Genomic DNA, 14,898 nt, shown 5'->3' with positions numbered 1-14,898 from the left:
TTGCTCATATCATGGAGCAAACTGCGCAAATTGCCATCTATTTTGCGCCAGAGAATTGCCCGCATACTGACATCACTGGTCGACGGGCGCGTGTCCGCACACCATTCATGGAGTTGAGAATGAGCGATCCCCGTTCCTGCGTACTTGTCGGCGCCCCCGTTCAGATCGGGGCGGGCCAGCCGGGTTGCCTGATGGGGCCGGACGCGTTCCGCACCGCCGGACTCGGCCGGGCCCTGGAAAGCCTCGGCCATTCCATCGAGGATCTCGGGAATTGCACGGCGGCACCGCTTGCCGAGCGCAGCCATCCGAACAAGGCGATCAAGAACCTGACGGAAACCGCAGGCTGGGTGGAGACGCTCACCGAAGCCGCCTACCAGGCGAAGCAGGGCGGACGCACGCCGATCTTCCTCGGCGGCGACCATGCGCTGGCGGCGGGAACCCTTCCCGGCATTGCCAGGGCAGCAAGGGAAGAGGGCCGCGAGCTTTTCGTGCTCTGGCTTGACGCCCATACCGACTATCACGACCTCGACAGCACCGAGAGCGGCAACCTGCACGGCGTCCCGGTCGCCTATTTTACCGGGCGCGGCGGCTTCGATGGCTATTTCCCGCCGCTCGAAGTGCCGGTGAAGCCCGAGAACATCACCATGATGGGCATCCGCTCGGTCGATCCGGCGGAACATCGCGAATTGCTGCACCAGCCGATAGAAGTGGTCGACATGCGCGCCATCGACGAGCATGGCGTCAACACCCTTCTGAAAGACTTCCTGGCGCGGGTCGAAGCGGCGGACGGCATCATCCATGTCAGCCTCGACGTCGATTTCCTCGACCCTGAGATCGCCCCCGCCGTCGGCACCACCGTCCCCGGCGGCGCAACCTTCCGCGAGGCGCATCTGATCATGGAGAAGCTGAACGATTGCGGGCGCGTCGGCTCCCTCGACCTGGTCGAGCTGAACCCGTTTCTCGACGAGCGCGGCAAGACCGCGCGCCTGATGGTCGATCTGACCGCGAGCCTGTTCGGCCGCAAGGTCATGGACCGGCCGACACGATCTTTCTGAGACCTGGGCTTTCTGAGACCTGGGCTTTCTGAGTTCCCGAACCACGGAGATAATCATGGCAAACGCCGCAGACTTCATCGCCACAGAACAGCGCCTCGGCGCGCATAATTACAAGCCGCTGGACGTGGTGTTGGCCCGGGGCGAAGGCGTGCATGTCTGGGACGTGGACGGCAAGCAGTATCTCGACTGCCTTTCCGCCTACTCGGCAGTCAATCAGGGCCACTGCCACCCGAAGATCTTCGAGGCGATGGTCGCGCAGGCGAAACGCATCACCCTGACCTCCCGCGCCTTCCACAATGATCAGCTCGCCGGTTTCTACGAGGACATCGCCCGGCTGACCGGCTCCCACAAGGTGCTGCCGATGAATTCCGGCGCCGAGGCGGTCGAATCCGCCATCAAGGCTGTGCGCAAATGGGGATACGAGCAGAAGGGCGTGGAGGAGAACCAGGCCGAAATCATCGTCTTCTCGAACAATTTCCATGGCCGCACCATCGGCGTCGTTGGCTTCTCCACCGATCCGGTAGCGCGCGGCGGCTTCGGCCCGTTCGCGCCGGGCTTCCGGGTCGTCAAGTTCGGCGACATCGAGGCTTTCGAGCAGACCATCACCAAGAACACAGTTGCCGTGCTGATCGAGCCGATCCAGGGCGAGGCAGGCGTGATCATTCCGCCCGCAGGCTACCTGAAGCGGATGCGGGCCCTCTGCACCGAGCACAATATCACGCTGATTCTGGACGAGATCCAGTCAGGCCTCGGCCGCACCGGCAAGATGCTGGCGGAGGAACATGAAGAGATCGAGGCGGACGTGACACTGGTCGGCAAGGCGCTGTCCGGCGGCTTCTATCCGGTCTCTGCCGTGCTTTCGAACACCGAGGTTCTCGGCGTGCTGCAGCCGGGCCAGCATGGCTCGACCTTCGGTGGCAACCCGCTTGCCTGTGCCATCGCCCGGGCCGCGCTCGATGTACTGGTGAGCGAGGGCATGATCGAGAATTCCGCCGAACAGGGCGCCTATTTCAAGGCCGGCCTGGAAGACATCCGCTCCAACGCGGTGAAGGAAATCCGCGGCCGTGGCCTAATGCTGGCGGTCGAATTGCAGCCGGAAGCAGGCGGCGCCAAGAAGTACTGCGAGGCCCTGAAGGAGCGCGGCATTCTGGCGAAGGACACGCACGAACATTCCATCCGCATCGCCCCGCCGCTGGTCATCACCCGCGATCAGGTCGACTGGGCGCTGGAGCGTTTCCAGGACGTACTGACCAACGTTCACTAAGCGCCGGACACGCCGCGCGCCAGCATCCGGAGCCCGAACAGACCCGGCTCCGGATGCCGGATGCGATAGACGGGGATGGCGGCAAGGTAATCCGCCATGCGGGCATTCGCGGTGAAGCGGTCCCGGAACAGATCCTCCCGGAAAGCGGCGCCCGCATGCGCGAGCACGCCGCCTGTTAGGTAGACGCCGCCGCGGGCACCGACGGTCAGGGCGGCGTTCGCGGCGACTCCCGCCAGGAAGCTGGAAAACCGATCCATCACCGCGCAGGCCACCGGGCACGCGTCGCCGGTGAGCCGCGCCACAACATCGGCGCCGGCGCCAACCCGGTCCGCACGCCCATCCCGCTCCGCAATGGCATTGAACAGGGCCACAAGCCCGGAGCCGGACAGCACCTCTTCAGCGGAGACAGGCACATCGCCGTTCCCAAGCCTCTGCATCAGGTCGGCCTCTTCCGCATTGCCAGCCGGCAAGCTGACATGCCCGCCTTCACCCTCGATCATGGTCCAGCCATTCTCTGACGGAACCGCAACCCCGACACCGAGACCGGTCCCCGGTCCAAGCACCAGCTTGGGCGCGCCGGGCAGCACGGTACCGTCCTTGATCTGTTCCAGGTCCTGTTTCTGCAGATAGGGCAGACCGGCGGCAACGGCGGAAAAATCGTTCAGCAGCACGAAACGGCTCCATCCGTAGCGTTCCGCAACGGCATGCCGGGAGAAGCTCCAGGGGCAATTGGTCAATGTGAAGCGATCGCCGGAAACGGGGCCGGCCACGGCGAGGATGGCACTCGATGGACGATGCCCGGCAGGAAGCCCGTCCAGATACGCATCGAGCGCACTCTCAAGCCCCTCATGCTCTGCTGTCAGGAACCGTATCTCGGCTTCGAGCGCCATGCCGTCGGTCAGGGCGAGCCGCAGATTTGTGCCGCCGAGATCGCCGACTAGTGTTTTCGCCGTCATCCGCACCTCTGAAAACCACTCTCTTGGGGTACCGGAAGCCGCCACCCCACGCAACCGGAGGGAGCTTCCTGGTCGACTGCATGTGGCCATCGACGGTCCGCTCTTGCCGGAGCGGGCCGCAGGTCTCTGACGGAGGCGTGATTTCACATGGGGAGCCGGAGCAGGCATATGCATCGGCATATGTAATCGGGAAAAGCCAATGGAAAGTATCTATTACGCCCTCTCATGGGCCTGTCATCGGCGGTGCAAGCATTGCTACGAAGACAAGTTCCGGCCCTATGTCCGCGACGAGCTGAAAGCGGTTGTCAGCGCGGCTGAGGAGAATTTCCCCCGGATCATCCGGAACCTGCCGGAACGACTGACCTATCTCGATCTGGAGCAGCCGGACGATTCCGCGCCAGGCGGTTATGTCGAGCGGAACAGCCGAATCATCGTCTCCGGCGGCGAGGTGCTGATCGACCCCGTGCGCGAGAGCATTCTCTATCCCGCGCTGGAAATGATCCGGGACAAGTACAAGGCGCAGGGTGGAGTCCGGCTGGTGGTTCAGACCACCGGCGACCTGCTGACCGAGAAGATCATCGACGAGTTGCTGGAGCGCGGCATTTACATGATCTCGGTTGCCGGGATGGACGATTTCCATGTCGGCATGGAGGGTGAGAAGCGCGTGCCGCTGCAGGAACAGCTCACCACCTGGTTCAAGGCCGCCGGCATGCGCGACTTCGCGCACGAGCCGTCCCGCCGCGCCTGGGAAGATGACGGCCCGGCCTTCTCCTTCTTCGGCGCGACCGACGATGCCTGGATCGGGAAGATCTGGCCGCGCGGCCGGGCCTGGAAAAACGGCCTGTCGAAAGCCACGATCAGCGACAATTTCTGCAATGCCTGGTCCGGTGGCCTGAACTTCCTGAACCGGCGCTATTCCGGCTCGGAAGTCTCCATCGACCCGAACGGCGATGTCTTCCCCTGCTGTCTGAAGACCAAGGCGCCGCTCGGTAATCTGACCGAAGAGCGGTTGGAGGATATCATCGACAGTCTGGTCGGCCATCCGGCCTTCGAGGCGATCTCGATGGGCCATCCGGAACGCATGGGCATCGCCCATGGCTGGGATGTCGAAACCTTCCTGAAGAAGTCGGAGACCATCACCGTGAAAGGTGAGCCCTACCGCAATCTCTGCATCGGCTGCGACCGGTTCCACACCGAGGTGCTGGCGGATGTGCTCGAAGAGGCCCGGCTCAAGCGACTGACACTCAGGAGCCAGGACGCCGCCGATTAGCGTGGGCCGCTCGTTGCCAGCAGGACTGTGTAGACGCTTTTTGTCGCGGTGATGAAAAGGCGGTTCCGTTTTGGTCCGCCGAAACAGAGGTTCGAGACGATTTCCGGAACGAACACCTTGCCGATCAGGGTGCCGTCAGCGTCGTAGCAATGCACGCCGTCCGCCGCGCTGGTCCAGATCCGGCCCTTGTTATCGAAGCGGAATCCGTCGAAGACACCGTTCTCGCATTCGGCAAAGACGCCACCGCCCCGGAGTCGGTTGTCCTCCGTGACATCGAACACGCGGATATGCCGTGGCGCGCCCGGATAGCGCGTCGCCCCGCTGTCCGCGATGTAGAGCTTCGTCTCGTCGAGCGAGAAGGCCAGGCCGTTCGGGCAGGTGAAATCGTCCGTGACACGGGTGATCGCGCCCGTCCCGCCGTCGATCCGGTAGACATGCTGCCCGCCGATTTCCTCTTCACCCTCGAACCCCTCATAGTCGGATTCAATGCCGTAGGCCGGATCCGTGAACCAGATCGACCCGTCCGATTTCACAACCACATCGTTCGGGCTGTTGAACTTCTTTCCCTCGAACCGGTCGGCCAGCGTCTCGATGGAGCCATCATGGTTCATGCGCGTGACGCTCCGGCTGCCATGCTCGCAACAGATCACCCGGCCCGCGCGATCCAGGGTGCTGCCGTTCACATTGGCGCCCTCGTTGACGCGGAACTCGCCGACCGCGCCGCTGCATTCATCCCAGCGCAGGCGGCGGTCATTGGGGATATCGCTCCAGATCAGCGATTTGTAGGCCGGAACATAGACCGGACCCTCGGTCCATTTCCCGCCGGTCCAGATCTGCTCGACCGTCTCGATCGTCTTCACGCATCTGCGGAAACGCTCGTCGCGGATCTCGAAATCACTCACGCTCACCGTTTATCCCCCGGCACCAAACCCAGAATATTCTCACGTATATGGAAGCCGAGGTCTCCTCATTTTTCCCGAAATCATCTCCAGGTCCGGGCGCAGACGCATCCGGTCAGATGATTTCGTCTTCGTCGAACAACGGATCCGCCTCGAGCTGGGTCGCAAGCCGATCAATGGTCGCTTCCGGTTTGTGACTGAGCGTTTCGGCAATGTGAAAGAGCGCATCGCCTTCGTTCACGACCGGCAAGTTCGTACGCCCGATAATGATTCCGGACATCTCCGCCAGAACCGGGATCTCGACGATCCCGAACGGATCGGAAATCACGCCGAGAAGATCGCCTTCGGTGACATATTCGCTCGTCCCCTTGAAGACACGGAGCAGTCCACCGACGGGGGCCCGCTGCCATCCGCTGTTATAGACACGAACCGGCTGTGCCCGCGGCTTGGTGACACCGCGTGACCGGATCATGCCCATTTCCTTCATGACACGAAGAATGCCGGCCACACCGACCCGTGCGGACTGTTCATTGAAGCGCAATCCTTCGCCTGCTTCATAGAGCAGGATATCGATGCCGCGCGCCTTCGCCGCCGCCCGGAGCGAGCCGTCGCGGAGTTTTGCAATGATCACCACGGGCGCGCCGAAGGCTTCTGCATAGGCCAGCGAGCCCTCATGCGCCGGAGAAATCCGAATCTGCGGCATGTTGGTTCTGTGAATCGCCGCGGAATGCAGGTCGATGCCGAGGTCGGAACGATGCACCACCTCGGTGATGAAGAGGTTTGCGAGCCGGGCGGCGAGGGAGCCCTTCTCGCCGCCCGGGAAACTGCGGTTAAGGTCCCGGCGGTCGGGCATGTAGCGGGAATGGTTCAGGAAGCCGAAAGTGTTCACGATCGGGACAACCATCAACGTGCCGCTGACCGTACTCAGCTGAGGCGAGCGGAGCAGCCTGCGGGCGATTTCCACCCCGATCACCTCGTCACCATGCACTGCCGCACTGACGAACAGCGTCGGCCCCGGCCGGCGGCCATGGACGACATGCACCGAAAGGTTCACCTGGGTGTGGTCCGACAGAACGCTGACAGGCAGGTCGACGGTCTGCCTGGTACCCGCAGCGACCGAGACACCGCCGATGACGAAATCCGCGCGCCTTGCCATCAGCCCTTGCCCATTGTCTTGGTTTTGCCGGCCTTCGCACGGGCTTCGATATGCTCGATGATCTTGCCCGCCACATCAATGCCGGTCGCCTTCTCCACCCCTTCAAGGCCGGGCGAGGAATTCACCTCCATCACCACCGGCCCGTGATTCGAGCGCAGCATGTCGACACCGCAGACATTCAGGCCGAGGGTCTTGGCCGAACGGATTGCCGTGGCCCGCTCCTCCGGCGAGATGCGGATTGCCTTGGCGCTGCCGCCCCGATGCAGGTTCGAGCGGAAATCATCGTCCGCACCGGTACGCTGCATGGCCGCGATGACCTTTCCGCCGACCACCAGGGCCCGAATGTCCGTGCCACCTGCCTCCTTGATGAATTCCTGGACCAGAATATTCACGCCAGCCCCCCGGAAGGCCTCGATCACCGACTTCGCGGACCGGTCGGAATCAGCCAGCACGACGCCGATCCCCTGGGTTCCCTCCAGAAGCTTGACCACGAGCGGCGCGGCGCCAGCCAGCTTCAGCACCTCCTCGGTCTGCTTGGGATCGTGTGCAAACGTCGTCACGGGCAGTCCGATACCGTCCCGCGCGAGAAGCTGCATGGACCGCAGCTTGTCGCGCGACCGGCCGATGGCGACCGACTCGTTCAGCGGATAGACGCCCATCATCTCGAACTGCCGCAGTACGGCAAGGCCGTAGAACGTCACGGACGCCCCGATGCGGGGAATGACCACATCGTATTTCGGCAACTTCTGACCGTTGTAGAATATCTCCGGGCGCCGGGAGGCAATGTTCATGTAACAGTGCAACGTGTTCACGATATCGAACTCGTGCCCGCGCGCTTCCGCCGCCTCCTTCAGTCTCTTGTGTGAATAGAGGTTCGGGTTGCGAGCCATCATGACGATCTTCATCGCTCTTCCTCCCTTTCGGCGGAAGTGGGTGGTGCCGGGTCACCAAGCAGAAAGGATCGACGCGGGTTGACGAGCATCCCGCGGTCCCGGACGGCAGTCCGTCCGAGGATCAGGTCGAACTCCATCTTCTCCCGGTTCGCGAGCGAGACGTCTATGTGCCAGTGATGGCGCCCAAGCACCAGCGCGGTGCGAACAATCAGCCGGCGCTCCGGAACACCGCCCGTATTCTTGATGTCCCGCTCGTCACTGACCGGCGCTTCCACCCGGATGCCCCGGCGCCGGTTGGGAATCGGGATGATGAACCGGACCCAGATCTGGTGGTCCTTTTCAAAAATCCTCTGGTCGACGGCATGCAGGGCCGAAGTCCGCGCGCCGGTATCGATCTTCGCCGCGAGGGTCTTGATGCCGTAATCCGGCAAGCCGACCATCTCACGCCAGCCTATGACTTCCGGACCGGCAAATGACTTTTTCTTCTTCAACGACAAAATCCGCAATAGCCTGACCGGAAACCGGTATGGCCCGGGAGCTTACCGCAACCCAGCGGCCATACAAGGATGATAGCGCCAGAACCGCAGGCGTTAACGGCCCGCGGACGCGCTGGAGAAAAGGGGAGAACCGGGAATGACGGAACTGCACTGGGACACCGACGCGCTGGTCGGCTTTGCGACGTCTCTCTTCAAGGCAGCCGGCCTTGAAGCGGACAAGGCGGAAACCATCGCTTCGGCATTGGTCGAGGCTGACATGATGGGACATACCACGCATGGCCTGCAACTCTGCGCGCCATATCTGAATGCGCTCGAAGACGGGACAATGCGCAGGCAAGGCGGCCCGGAAATACTGAGCGATCGCGGCGCCGTCGCGACCTGGGACGGCCGCCGGCTTCCCGGCGTCTGGCTCACCGCCCGCGCCGTGGACAGCGCGGTCGAGCGCGCCAGGCTCTACGGCACGGCGAGCATCGCCATCCGGCGCAGCCATCATATTGCGTGTCTCGCTGTCTTTCTGGAACGGGCGACGCGGGCGGGCTGCATGGTCCAGATCGCCTGTTCGGACCCGGCCGTGGCCAGTGTGGCGCCCTATGGCGGCACGGAACCTCTCTTCACGCCCGATCCGATCGCCATCGGCATTCCAACCAGCGGCGATCCGATCCTGATCGATACCAGCGCCTCGATCACCACGAACGGACTGACCGGCCGATTGCACGGGGAGGGCAAGAAGCTGCCGGGCAAATGGGTTCAGGACGCTGACGGCGTGGCGTGCGACGATCCGGGGGTGCTGTTCACAGATCCCCCGGGCACGATCCTGCCGATCGGCGGTCAAGAATACGGACACAAGGGATACGGCCTTGCCCTGATGATCGAGGCGCTGACCCAGGGGCTCGCGGGCCATGGCCGCGCCGATCCGGCGGAGGGCTGGGGCGCCAGCGTCTTTGTCCAGGTAAGCGACCCGACAGCCTTTGCCGGGGTCGCGGCCTTCAACCGGCAGGTCGACCATATCGTCGCGAAATGCCTCGGCAACAAACCCGCAACGGCCGGCATCCCCGTACGCCTGCCAGGCCAGAACGCGCTCAGGAAGCGCCGCCACGCTCAGGAAAACGGCCTAAAGCTTTATTCCGGCATCATGGAGGCGCTGCAACCATGGGCACGAAAATATGAAATCACACCCCCCGCCTCATCGGCACGCGCATAAGGGAACCCACATCCCGACACATACAATCAATAATATTGTCGGGCGGAATTTCTGTATGGGATCTCTGCCCCAAATTCTTGCAATGAGAATTTTAGCCTGCAATGCTGTCACCTCAAATCGGTCCGGACAGTCAGTCCGACGGCTGCGCAGCCCGCATATCTCTCGCTCGCAGTCCAGAAACCGGCCTAACGAACAGGAGTGGACATGAAGAAATTTCTTGCTGCGTCAGCGTTGGCTTCGCTGGCGCTTGTCTCTGCCATTCCGGCGGCTCACGCTGGCAAGGCAGACGACACACTGAACATCGTCTGGGAACGCGAACTGGAGAATGTGGACAGCTACTTCAACACCGCCCGTGAAGGCATCATTGTTACCCGCCTGACCTGGGACGGTTTGCTGTACCGCGATCCGAAGACGATGGATTACGTGCCGCTGATCGCTAAGTCCTTCAAGTGGGTCGATGATACCACGCTGGAGTTCCAGCTCCGCGAAGGCCTCACCTTCCACAATGGCGAAGAGCTTGACGCCGACGACGTGGTCTTCACGTATAACTGGGTTGCCAATCCGGATAGCGGCGTGAAAACCCAGCGTAATGTGAACTGGATCAAGGAAGCCAAGAAACTGGACAAGTACACAGTCCAGGTGATGCTGAAAGAACCGTTCCCGGCAGCGCTTGAGTTTGTTTCCGGATCCGTCCCGATCTACCCGCAGGACTATTATTCCAAAGTCGGCCCGGACGGCATGGGCCAGAAGCCCGTCGGCTCCGGCCCGTACAAGATTACCGAAGTGGAACCAGGCAGGAAGATCGTCTGGGAGAAATTCGATGGCTACATGAAGGACGGGCCGAAAGGCACGCCGACCATCGGAAAGATTGTCCAGCGCACAATACCGGAACGCAACACCCAGATCGCAGAGCTTCTGTCTGGCCGGGCCGACTGGATGTGGCGGGTTCCCGCCGACCAGGCCGACCGCCTAAAATCCTCCGGCAAGGTCCAGATCGTCAACGAGGAAACCTTCCGCATCGGCTACATCACCATGGATGCAGCGGGTATCACGGGCGACACACCGCTGAAGAACCCGCTGGTTCGCAAGGCGATTTCCTATGCCATAGACCGGAAAGCCATTGTCGAGGCGCTGGTCCGCGGCAAGTCGCAGGTGGTGAATTCCGCATGCTTCCCGAGCCAGTTTGGCTGCGAAACCGATGTGACCAAGTATCCCTACGATCCGGCGAAGGCGAAAGCCTTGCTGGCGGAAGCCGGATATCCGGATGGTTTCAGCATTGATTTCTATGCCTACCGGAACCGCGACTATGCCGAAGCGATGCTCAATTTCCTGAGCCAGGTCGGGATCAAGGCCAACTTCGGTTATCTGAAGTACGCCGCTCTGCGTGACAAGATCCGCTCCAAGGAAGTCCCGATGGCCTTCATGACCTGGGGCTCCTACTCGATCAACGATGTGTCGGCGATCACCAGCCACTTCTTCACCCACGGCAAGGACGACCTTGCCCTCGACCCGAAAGTGAAGGAATTGCTGCAGAAGGGCGATACCACCGTCGATTCGGCGGTCCGCAAGCAGGCCTATAGCGAAGCTCTCAAGCTGATCGCCGAGCAGGCCTACTGGTTGCCGCTGTGGTCCTACAACACGAACTACGCCTTCTCGAACGACGTCGATTTCACGCCGACATCCGACGAGATTCCGCGGTTCTTCACGGCATCCTGGAAGTAACCACACCATCTTTTCGCCCCCGCCCCGGCCTGAATGCCGGGGCGGGGGTTCTTACTTACAATCCGAGCTGGTAAAACCCGGCCTTACGGGATTTGAGGCATGCTGGTCTATACCCTGAAACGTCTGCTTCTGGCCTTGCTCGTCGCCATGACGGTGTCAGCCATTACGTTCTCGCTGACCTATCTCGCCGGCGATCCGGCCATCGCCATGGCCGGCGAGACGGCCAGCGACGCCGACATCGAGTACATCGAGAAGCTTTACGGCTTCGATCGTCCGATCGTGGTGCAGTATTTCGAATGGGCACTCAACGCGTTCCAAGGCGATTTCGGCCAGAGTTTCTACTTCAGGATCCCTGTTGCCGACTTGCTGCTGGAGCGCCTGCCCGTCTCCATGACCCTCGGTGTCTCGGCCATCAGCTTTGCGATCCTGTTGTCGATCCCCCTCGGAGTGCTGGCCGCCATGCGCCCGAACAGCCTGCTTGATCGCCTTGCCCTCGGTATTTCTGTCGTTGGGCAGGCCATGCCGAGCTTCTGGTTCGCGTTGGTGCTGATCGTCATGTTCGCTGTCTGGTATCCGGTTTTTCCGACCACCGGGTCGGAGACCTGGCTGCACTTCGTCCTGCCGACCATTGTGCTCGGCTACTATGCGACACCGGCCATCATGCGATTGACCAGGACCGGTATGCTGGAGGTTCTGGGCTCTGATTATATCCGCACGGCCCGGGCCAAGGGACTGCCACAGCACGTCATTCTCTTCAAACACGCCCTGCGCAACGCCGTGATCCCCGTCGTATCGCTCGCCGCCGTCCAGTTCGGCTTCATGCTCGGCGGTTCCATTGTGATCGAGAGCATCTTCGCATTGCATGGTGCCGGGTACCTCGCCTGGGAATCGATTGGACGGAACGACCTGCCGGTTGTGCAGGCCGTGGTGCTGGTTTTCTCGCTTTTCTACATCGTCCTGACGTTTCTTTCGGATCTGCTGAACGCTTGGCTCGATCCGCGTATCCGGGTGGGTTGAGATCATGACCACAACTATCGCCAATCGTGGCCTGCCCGCTGCGGAAGACATCGTCGGACCGACACCGGGCCAACAGCTGAGACGTCGCATCTTTGGCCACCGGGGCCTGATGATCGGCGGCGGCATTCTCGTCATCATTTTCTTGATGGCCCTATCGGCGCCGTTTCTGGCGCCTCACGATCCCTATTTCCAGGAATTGCTGGCCCGCGTGAAGCCGCCTGTGTGGACGACGGGCGACTGGAAACACGTGCTCGGCACAGATCAGCTTGGCCGGGACTACCTCTCCCGCATCATGTACGGCGCCCAGATATCCCTGCTGATCGGTTTCGCCGCTGCCTTCATTTCTGGCGTCATCGGCACCACACTGGGTGTGGCCGCAGGCTATTTCGGCGGCCGCGTCGACATGGTGGTGACTTTCCTTATCACCGTGCGCCTCTCCATGCCTGTCGTGCTCGTCGCGCTCGCCGTCGTCGCCCTGATCGGCGGATCTCTTACGGTCGTGATCAGCGTGCTTGGGTTGCTGCTCTGGGATCGCTATGCCGTGGTCATGCGGTCGGCAACCATGCAAATCCGGCAAATGGACTATGTCGCCGCGGCCAAGGCCGTCGGTTGTTCAACACCGCGCATTCTGCTGACCGAAATCATGCCGAATATCATGAACAACCTGATTGTGGTCGCGACCCTTGAAATGGCCCACGCGATCCTGCTCGAAGCGGCACTGTCGTTCCTCGGCATGGGCGTGCAGCCGCCACTGCCCTCTTGGGGGCTGATGGTGTCGGAAGGCAAGGACTACATCCTCTTCGAAGCCTGGATGATCACCATTCCGGGCGTCGCCCTCTTCCTGCTGGTGCTCGCAATCAACCTGGTTGGCGACGGCATCCGTGACGTCACTGCACCGGAGAATAGAAACTGATGCAATCCCCCCGAGATTTCCAAATTGGAGCGAAGCGTGTCAGCCGTTCTTGAAGTCACTGGCCTCACAGTCGACATCCCGGTCCCGACAGGCGACCTGCATGCGGTTCGCGGCATCGATTTCTCTGTCAATAAGGGAGAAACGCTCTGCATTGTTGGCGAATCTGGCTGCGGCAAATCCCTCACGTCCCTGTCCATCATGGGCCTGTTGCCGAAGCGGGCGAAGATCAACGCGGCCAAGATGGAATTCACCGGCACGGACCTGCTCAGCCTGAACGAGCGGGAACTGGCGGCCATTCGTGGCAACCGGATGGCCATGATCTTCCAGGAGCCGATGACTTCGCTGAACCCGGCCTACACCATCGGCAACCAGTTGATGGAGCCGTACCTCCGGCACAAGAAGTCGAGCGACAAGGAAGCCCGCGAGCGCGCGATCTACTTGCTGGAGCGGGTCGGCATCACCGCCGCTGCCAGCCGTCTCTCACAATATCCGCACCAGCTGTCCGGCGGGTTGCGCCAGCGCGTGATGATCGCCATGGCGCTGATGTGCGATCCGGAACTGATCATCGCGGACGAGCCGACCACGGCGCTCGACGTCACCATCCAGGCGCAGATCCTGCACCTGCTGGCCGAGCTGCGGAAGGAATTCAACTCTGCCCTGATTCTGATCACCCACGATCTCGGCGTGGTCGCCCGCGTCGCCGACAAGGTGGCGGTGATGTATGCCGGCAAGATCGTCGAGGCCGGCTCTGTCAGCGAGATCTTCAACCAGCCTCTGCATCCCTATACCCAGGGCCTGATCGACTGCATTCCGGTGCCCGGCAAGACCGCGCGCGGCTCCCGCCTCGGCTCCATCCCCGGCATCGTCCCGACCCTGATCGGCGACATCAAGGGCTGCAGCTTCCGGAACCGCTGCGGCTTCGCCCATGACGCATGCGAGATGAAAGACCCGTTCCACACGCTGAGCCCGGGGCGCGGCTATCGCTGCACCCTGGATGTGTCGACGTGTGAAGCCAATGCGAAGGAGCTGGTATCGGCATGACCGGACAGACCCCTCCCCCCGTCCTCGAAATGCGGGACGTGACAAAGACCTACATGATCCGCCGCGGCATCTTCAGCCCGAAGCAGCCACTGCATGCGGTGAACGGCATCTCCCTGAAGATCAACAAGGGCGACGTGCTCGGCCTGGTCGGGGAATCCGGCTGCGGCAAGTCCACCCTCGCCAAGATCCTGCTCGGCCTAGAGCTGCCGACCGCCGGTGAAATCTTCATCGATGGAGAGACGGCCCACCAGAGCGGCGACCGGAAAGCGATCTCCCGCCGTATCCAGCCGATCTTCCAGGATCCCTATTCCTCGTTGAACCCGCGCAAGACCATCGGCGCCATCGTCTCGCTGCCGCTGCGCGTGCATCAGGTCGGCGATCCGTCGACCTGGCGGAAAGCCGTCGAGGATATCCTCGATATTGTCGGCCTGCCGCGCCGGGTCTATGACAGCTACCCGAACCAGCTTTCCGGCGGCCAGCGCCAGCGGGTCGCCATTGCCCGCGCGCTCATCATGAAGCCGGAAATCGTCATCTGCGACGAGCCGACTTCCGCGCTCGACGTCTCGGTCCAGTCCCAGATCCTGAACCTGCTGATGGATCTGCGCGAAGAGCTGAACCTGACCTACGTGCTGATCAGCCACAACCTTGCCGTGGTCGAGCATATCGCCACCAAGGTGGCGGTCATGTATCTCGGCCGGATTGTCGAGGAGACCGGCACGGACAAGCTGTTCGAGGCGGCGCGGCATCCCTATACCAGCGCTCTGCTCAGTTCCGTGCTGACGCCCGAGCCCGGCCTCGGCGTCCCGGACAGCGGCCTCGGCATCGCTTTCCCCAACCCGATCAATCCGCCGAGCGGCTGCACCTTCCATCCGCGTTGCGCCAAGGCATTCGGCCCCTGCTCGGTCGACCAGCCTCCGGTGATCCAGGATGCAGACGGCCGCGTGGAGTGCCATCTCTACGCCTGACGGCTGGGAAACCCGATGCTCCGGCCACAGGTGCCGACATCCCGGGCGA

Annotated in this window: 14 protein-coding genes; 9 read left to right on the top strand and 5 right to left on the bottom strand. The window is 62.2% G+C overall.

Features of this window, described 5'->3' with window-relative positions:
- The first annotated feature begins 119 nt into the window (after positions 1-119).
- Together rocF and rocD are read left to right on the top strand one after the other, a co-directional pair.
- Entirely contained in the window at positions 120-1,055 is a 936-nt protein-coding gene (rocF, locus tag RH950_RS11290; protein WP_350056740.1) for an arginase, read from the top strand.
- A 55-nt stretch (positions 1,056-1,110) separates the two neighbouring features.
- The gene (gene rocD, locus RH950_RS11285) at positions 1,111-2,319 is read left to right on the top strand and encodes an ornithine--oxo-acid transaminase (RefSeq protein ID WP_350056738.1); all 1,209 of its coding nucleotides are present in this window, start codon (positions 1,111-1,113) and stop codon (positions 2,317-2,319) included.
- On the opposite strand, the gene RH950_RS11280 is transcribed toward rocD, so the two are convergent.
- Complete coding sequence (locus RH950_RS11280) at positions 2,316-3,275, bottom strand: glucokinase (protein WP_350056736.1); 960 nt, start codon at positions 3,273-3,275, stop codon at positions 2,316-2,318. The genes rocD and RH950_RS11280 overlap by 4 nt on opposite strands.
- A 199-nt stretch (positions 3,276-3,474) precedes the next feature.
- Here RH950_RS11280 and RH950_RS11275 point away from each other — a divergent pair, with 199 nt between their 5' ends.
- Positions 3,475-4,545 carry a radical SAM/SPASM domain-containing protein gene (locus RH950_RS11275; RefSeq protein WP_350056734.1) on the top strand — a complete coding sequence of 357 codons (1,071 nt, stop codon included), beginning with the start codon at positions 3,475-3,477 and terminating at the stop codon, positions 4,543-4,545.
- Here the strand turns inward: RH950_RS11275 and RH950_RS11270 are convergent.
- The 4 genes from RH950_RS11270 to RH950_RS11255 form a co-directional block, all read right to left on the bottom strand.
- Entirely contained in the window at positions 4,542-5,453 is a 912-nt protein-coding gene (locus RH950_RS11270) for an SMP-30/gluconolactonase/LRE family protein (RefSeq protein WP_350056732.1), read from the bottom strand. The genes RH950_RS11275 and RH950_RS11270 overlap by 4 nt on opposite strands.
- Positions 5,454-5,559: 106 nt before the next feature.
- Entirely contained in the window at positions 5,560-6,600 is a 1,041-nt protein-coding gene (locus RH950_RS11265; RefSeq protein ID WP_350056730.1) for a succinylglutamate desuccinylase/aspartoacylase family protein, read from the bottom strand.
- Complete coding sequence (gene rimK / locus RH950_RS11260; protein ID WP_350056728.1) at positions 6,600-7,505, bottom strand: 30S ribosomal protein S6--L-glutamate ligase; 906 nt, start codon at positions 7,503-7,505, stop codon at positions 6,600-6,602. Before rimK ends, RH950_RS11265 begins: the two co-directional genes overlap by 1 nt.
- The gene (locus tag RH950_RS11255; RefSeq protein ID WP_350056726.1) at positions 7,502-7,984 is read right to left on the bottom strand and encodes an ATP-dependent zinc protease family protein; all 483 of its coding nucleotides are present in this window, start codon (positions 7,982-7,984) and stop codon (positions 7,502-7,504) included. Before RH950_RS11255 ends, rimK begins: the two co-directional genes overlap by 4 nt.
- A 142-nt stretch (positions 7,985-8,126) precedes the next feature.
- On the opposite strand from RH950_RS11255, the gene RH950_RS11250 reads away from it, so the two are divergent.
- From RH950_RS11250 to RH950_RS11225, 6 genes are all read left to right on the top strand, one after another.
- On the top strand, positions 8,127-9,191 hold the full coding sequence (locus RH950_RS11250) for an Ldh family oxidoreductase (protein ID WP_350056724.1): 1,065 nt from the start codon (positions 8,127-8,129) through the stop codon (positions 9,189-9,191).
- 204 nt (positions 9,192-9,395) lie between these two features.
- Positions 9,396-10,913, top strand: coding sequence for an ABC transporter substrate-binding protein (locus RH950_RS11245; RefSeq protein WP_350056723.1), 1,518 nt, complete (start codon positions 9,396-9,398; stop codon positions 10,911-10,913).
- A gap of 99 nt (positions 10,914-11,012) precedes the next feature.
- On the top strand, positions 11,013-11,930 hold the full coding sequence (locus RH950_RS11240; RefSeq protein WP_350056721.1) for an ABC transporter permease: 918 nt from the start codon (positions 11,013-11,015) through the stop codon (positions 11,928-11,930).
- 4 nt (positions 11,931-11,934) lie between these two features.
- Positions 11,935-12,843 (top strand): ABC transporter permease, encoded by a 909-nt coding sequence (locus RH950_RS11235; RefSeq protein WP_350056719.1) that lies wholly within the window; start codon positions 11,935-11,937, stop codon positions 12,841-12,843.
- A gap of 36 nt (positions 12,844-12,879) precedes the next feature.
- Positions 12,880-13,884, top strand: a complete 1,005-nt coding sequence (locus RH950_RS11230) for an ABC transporter ATP-binding protein (protein ID WP_350056717.1) — start codon at positions 12,880-12,882, stop codon at positions 13,882-13,884.
- Complete coding sequence (locus RH950_RS11225; RefSeq protein WP_350056715.1) at positions 13,881-14,849, top strand: ABC transporter ATP-binding protein; 969 nt, start codon at positions 13,881-13,883, stop codon at positions 14,847-14,849. The genes RH950_RS11230 and RH950_RS11225 overlap by 4 nt, the downstream gene beginning before the upstream one ends.
- Positions 14,850-14,898: the final 49 nt, after the last annotated feature.

Origin of the sequence: Nisaea sp., assembly GCF_040217065.1 — a bacterium.
In the GTDB taxonomy this organism is placed as follows: domain Bacteria; phylum Pseudomonadota; class Alphaproteobacteria; order Thalassobaculales; family Thalassobaculaceae; genus Nisaea.
Note: the sequence above shows the minus strand (reverse complement) of the source record. Positions and strands in the feature narration are given on the sequence as shown.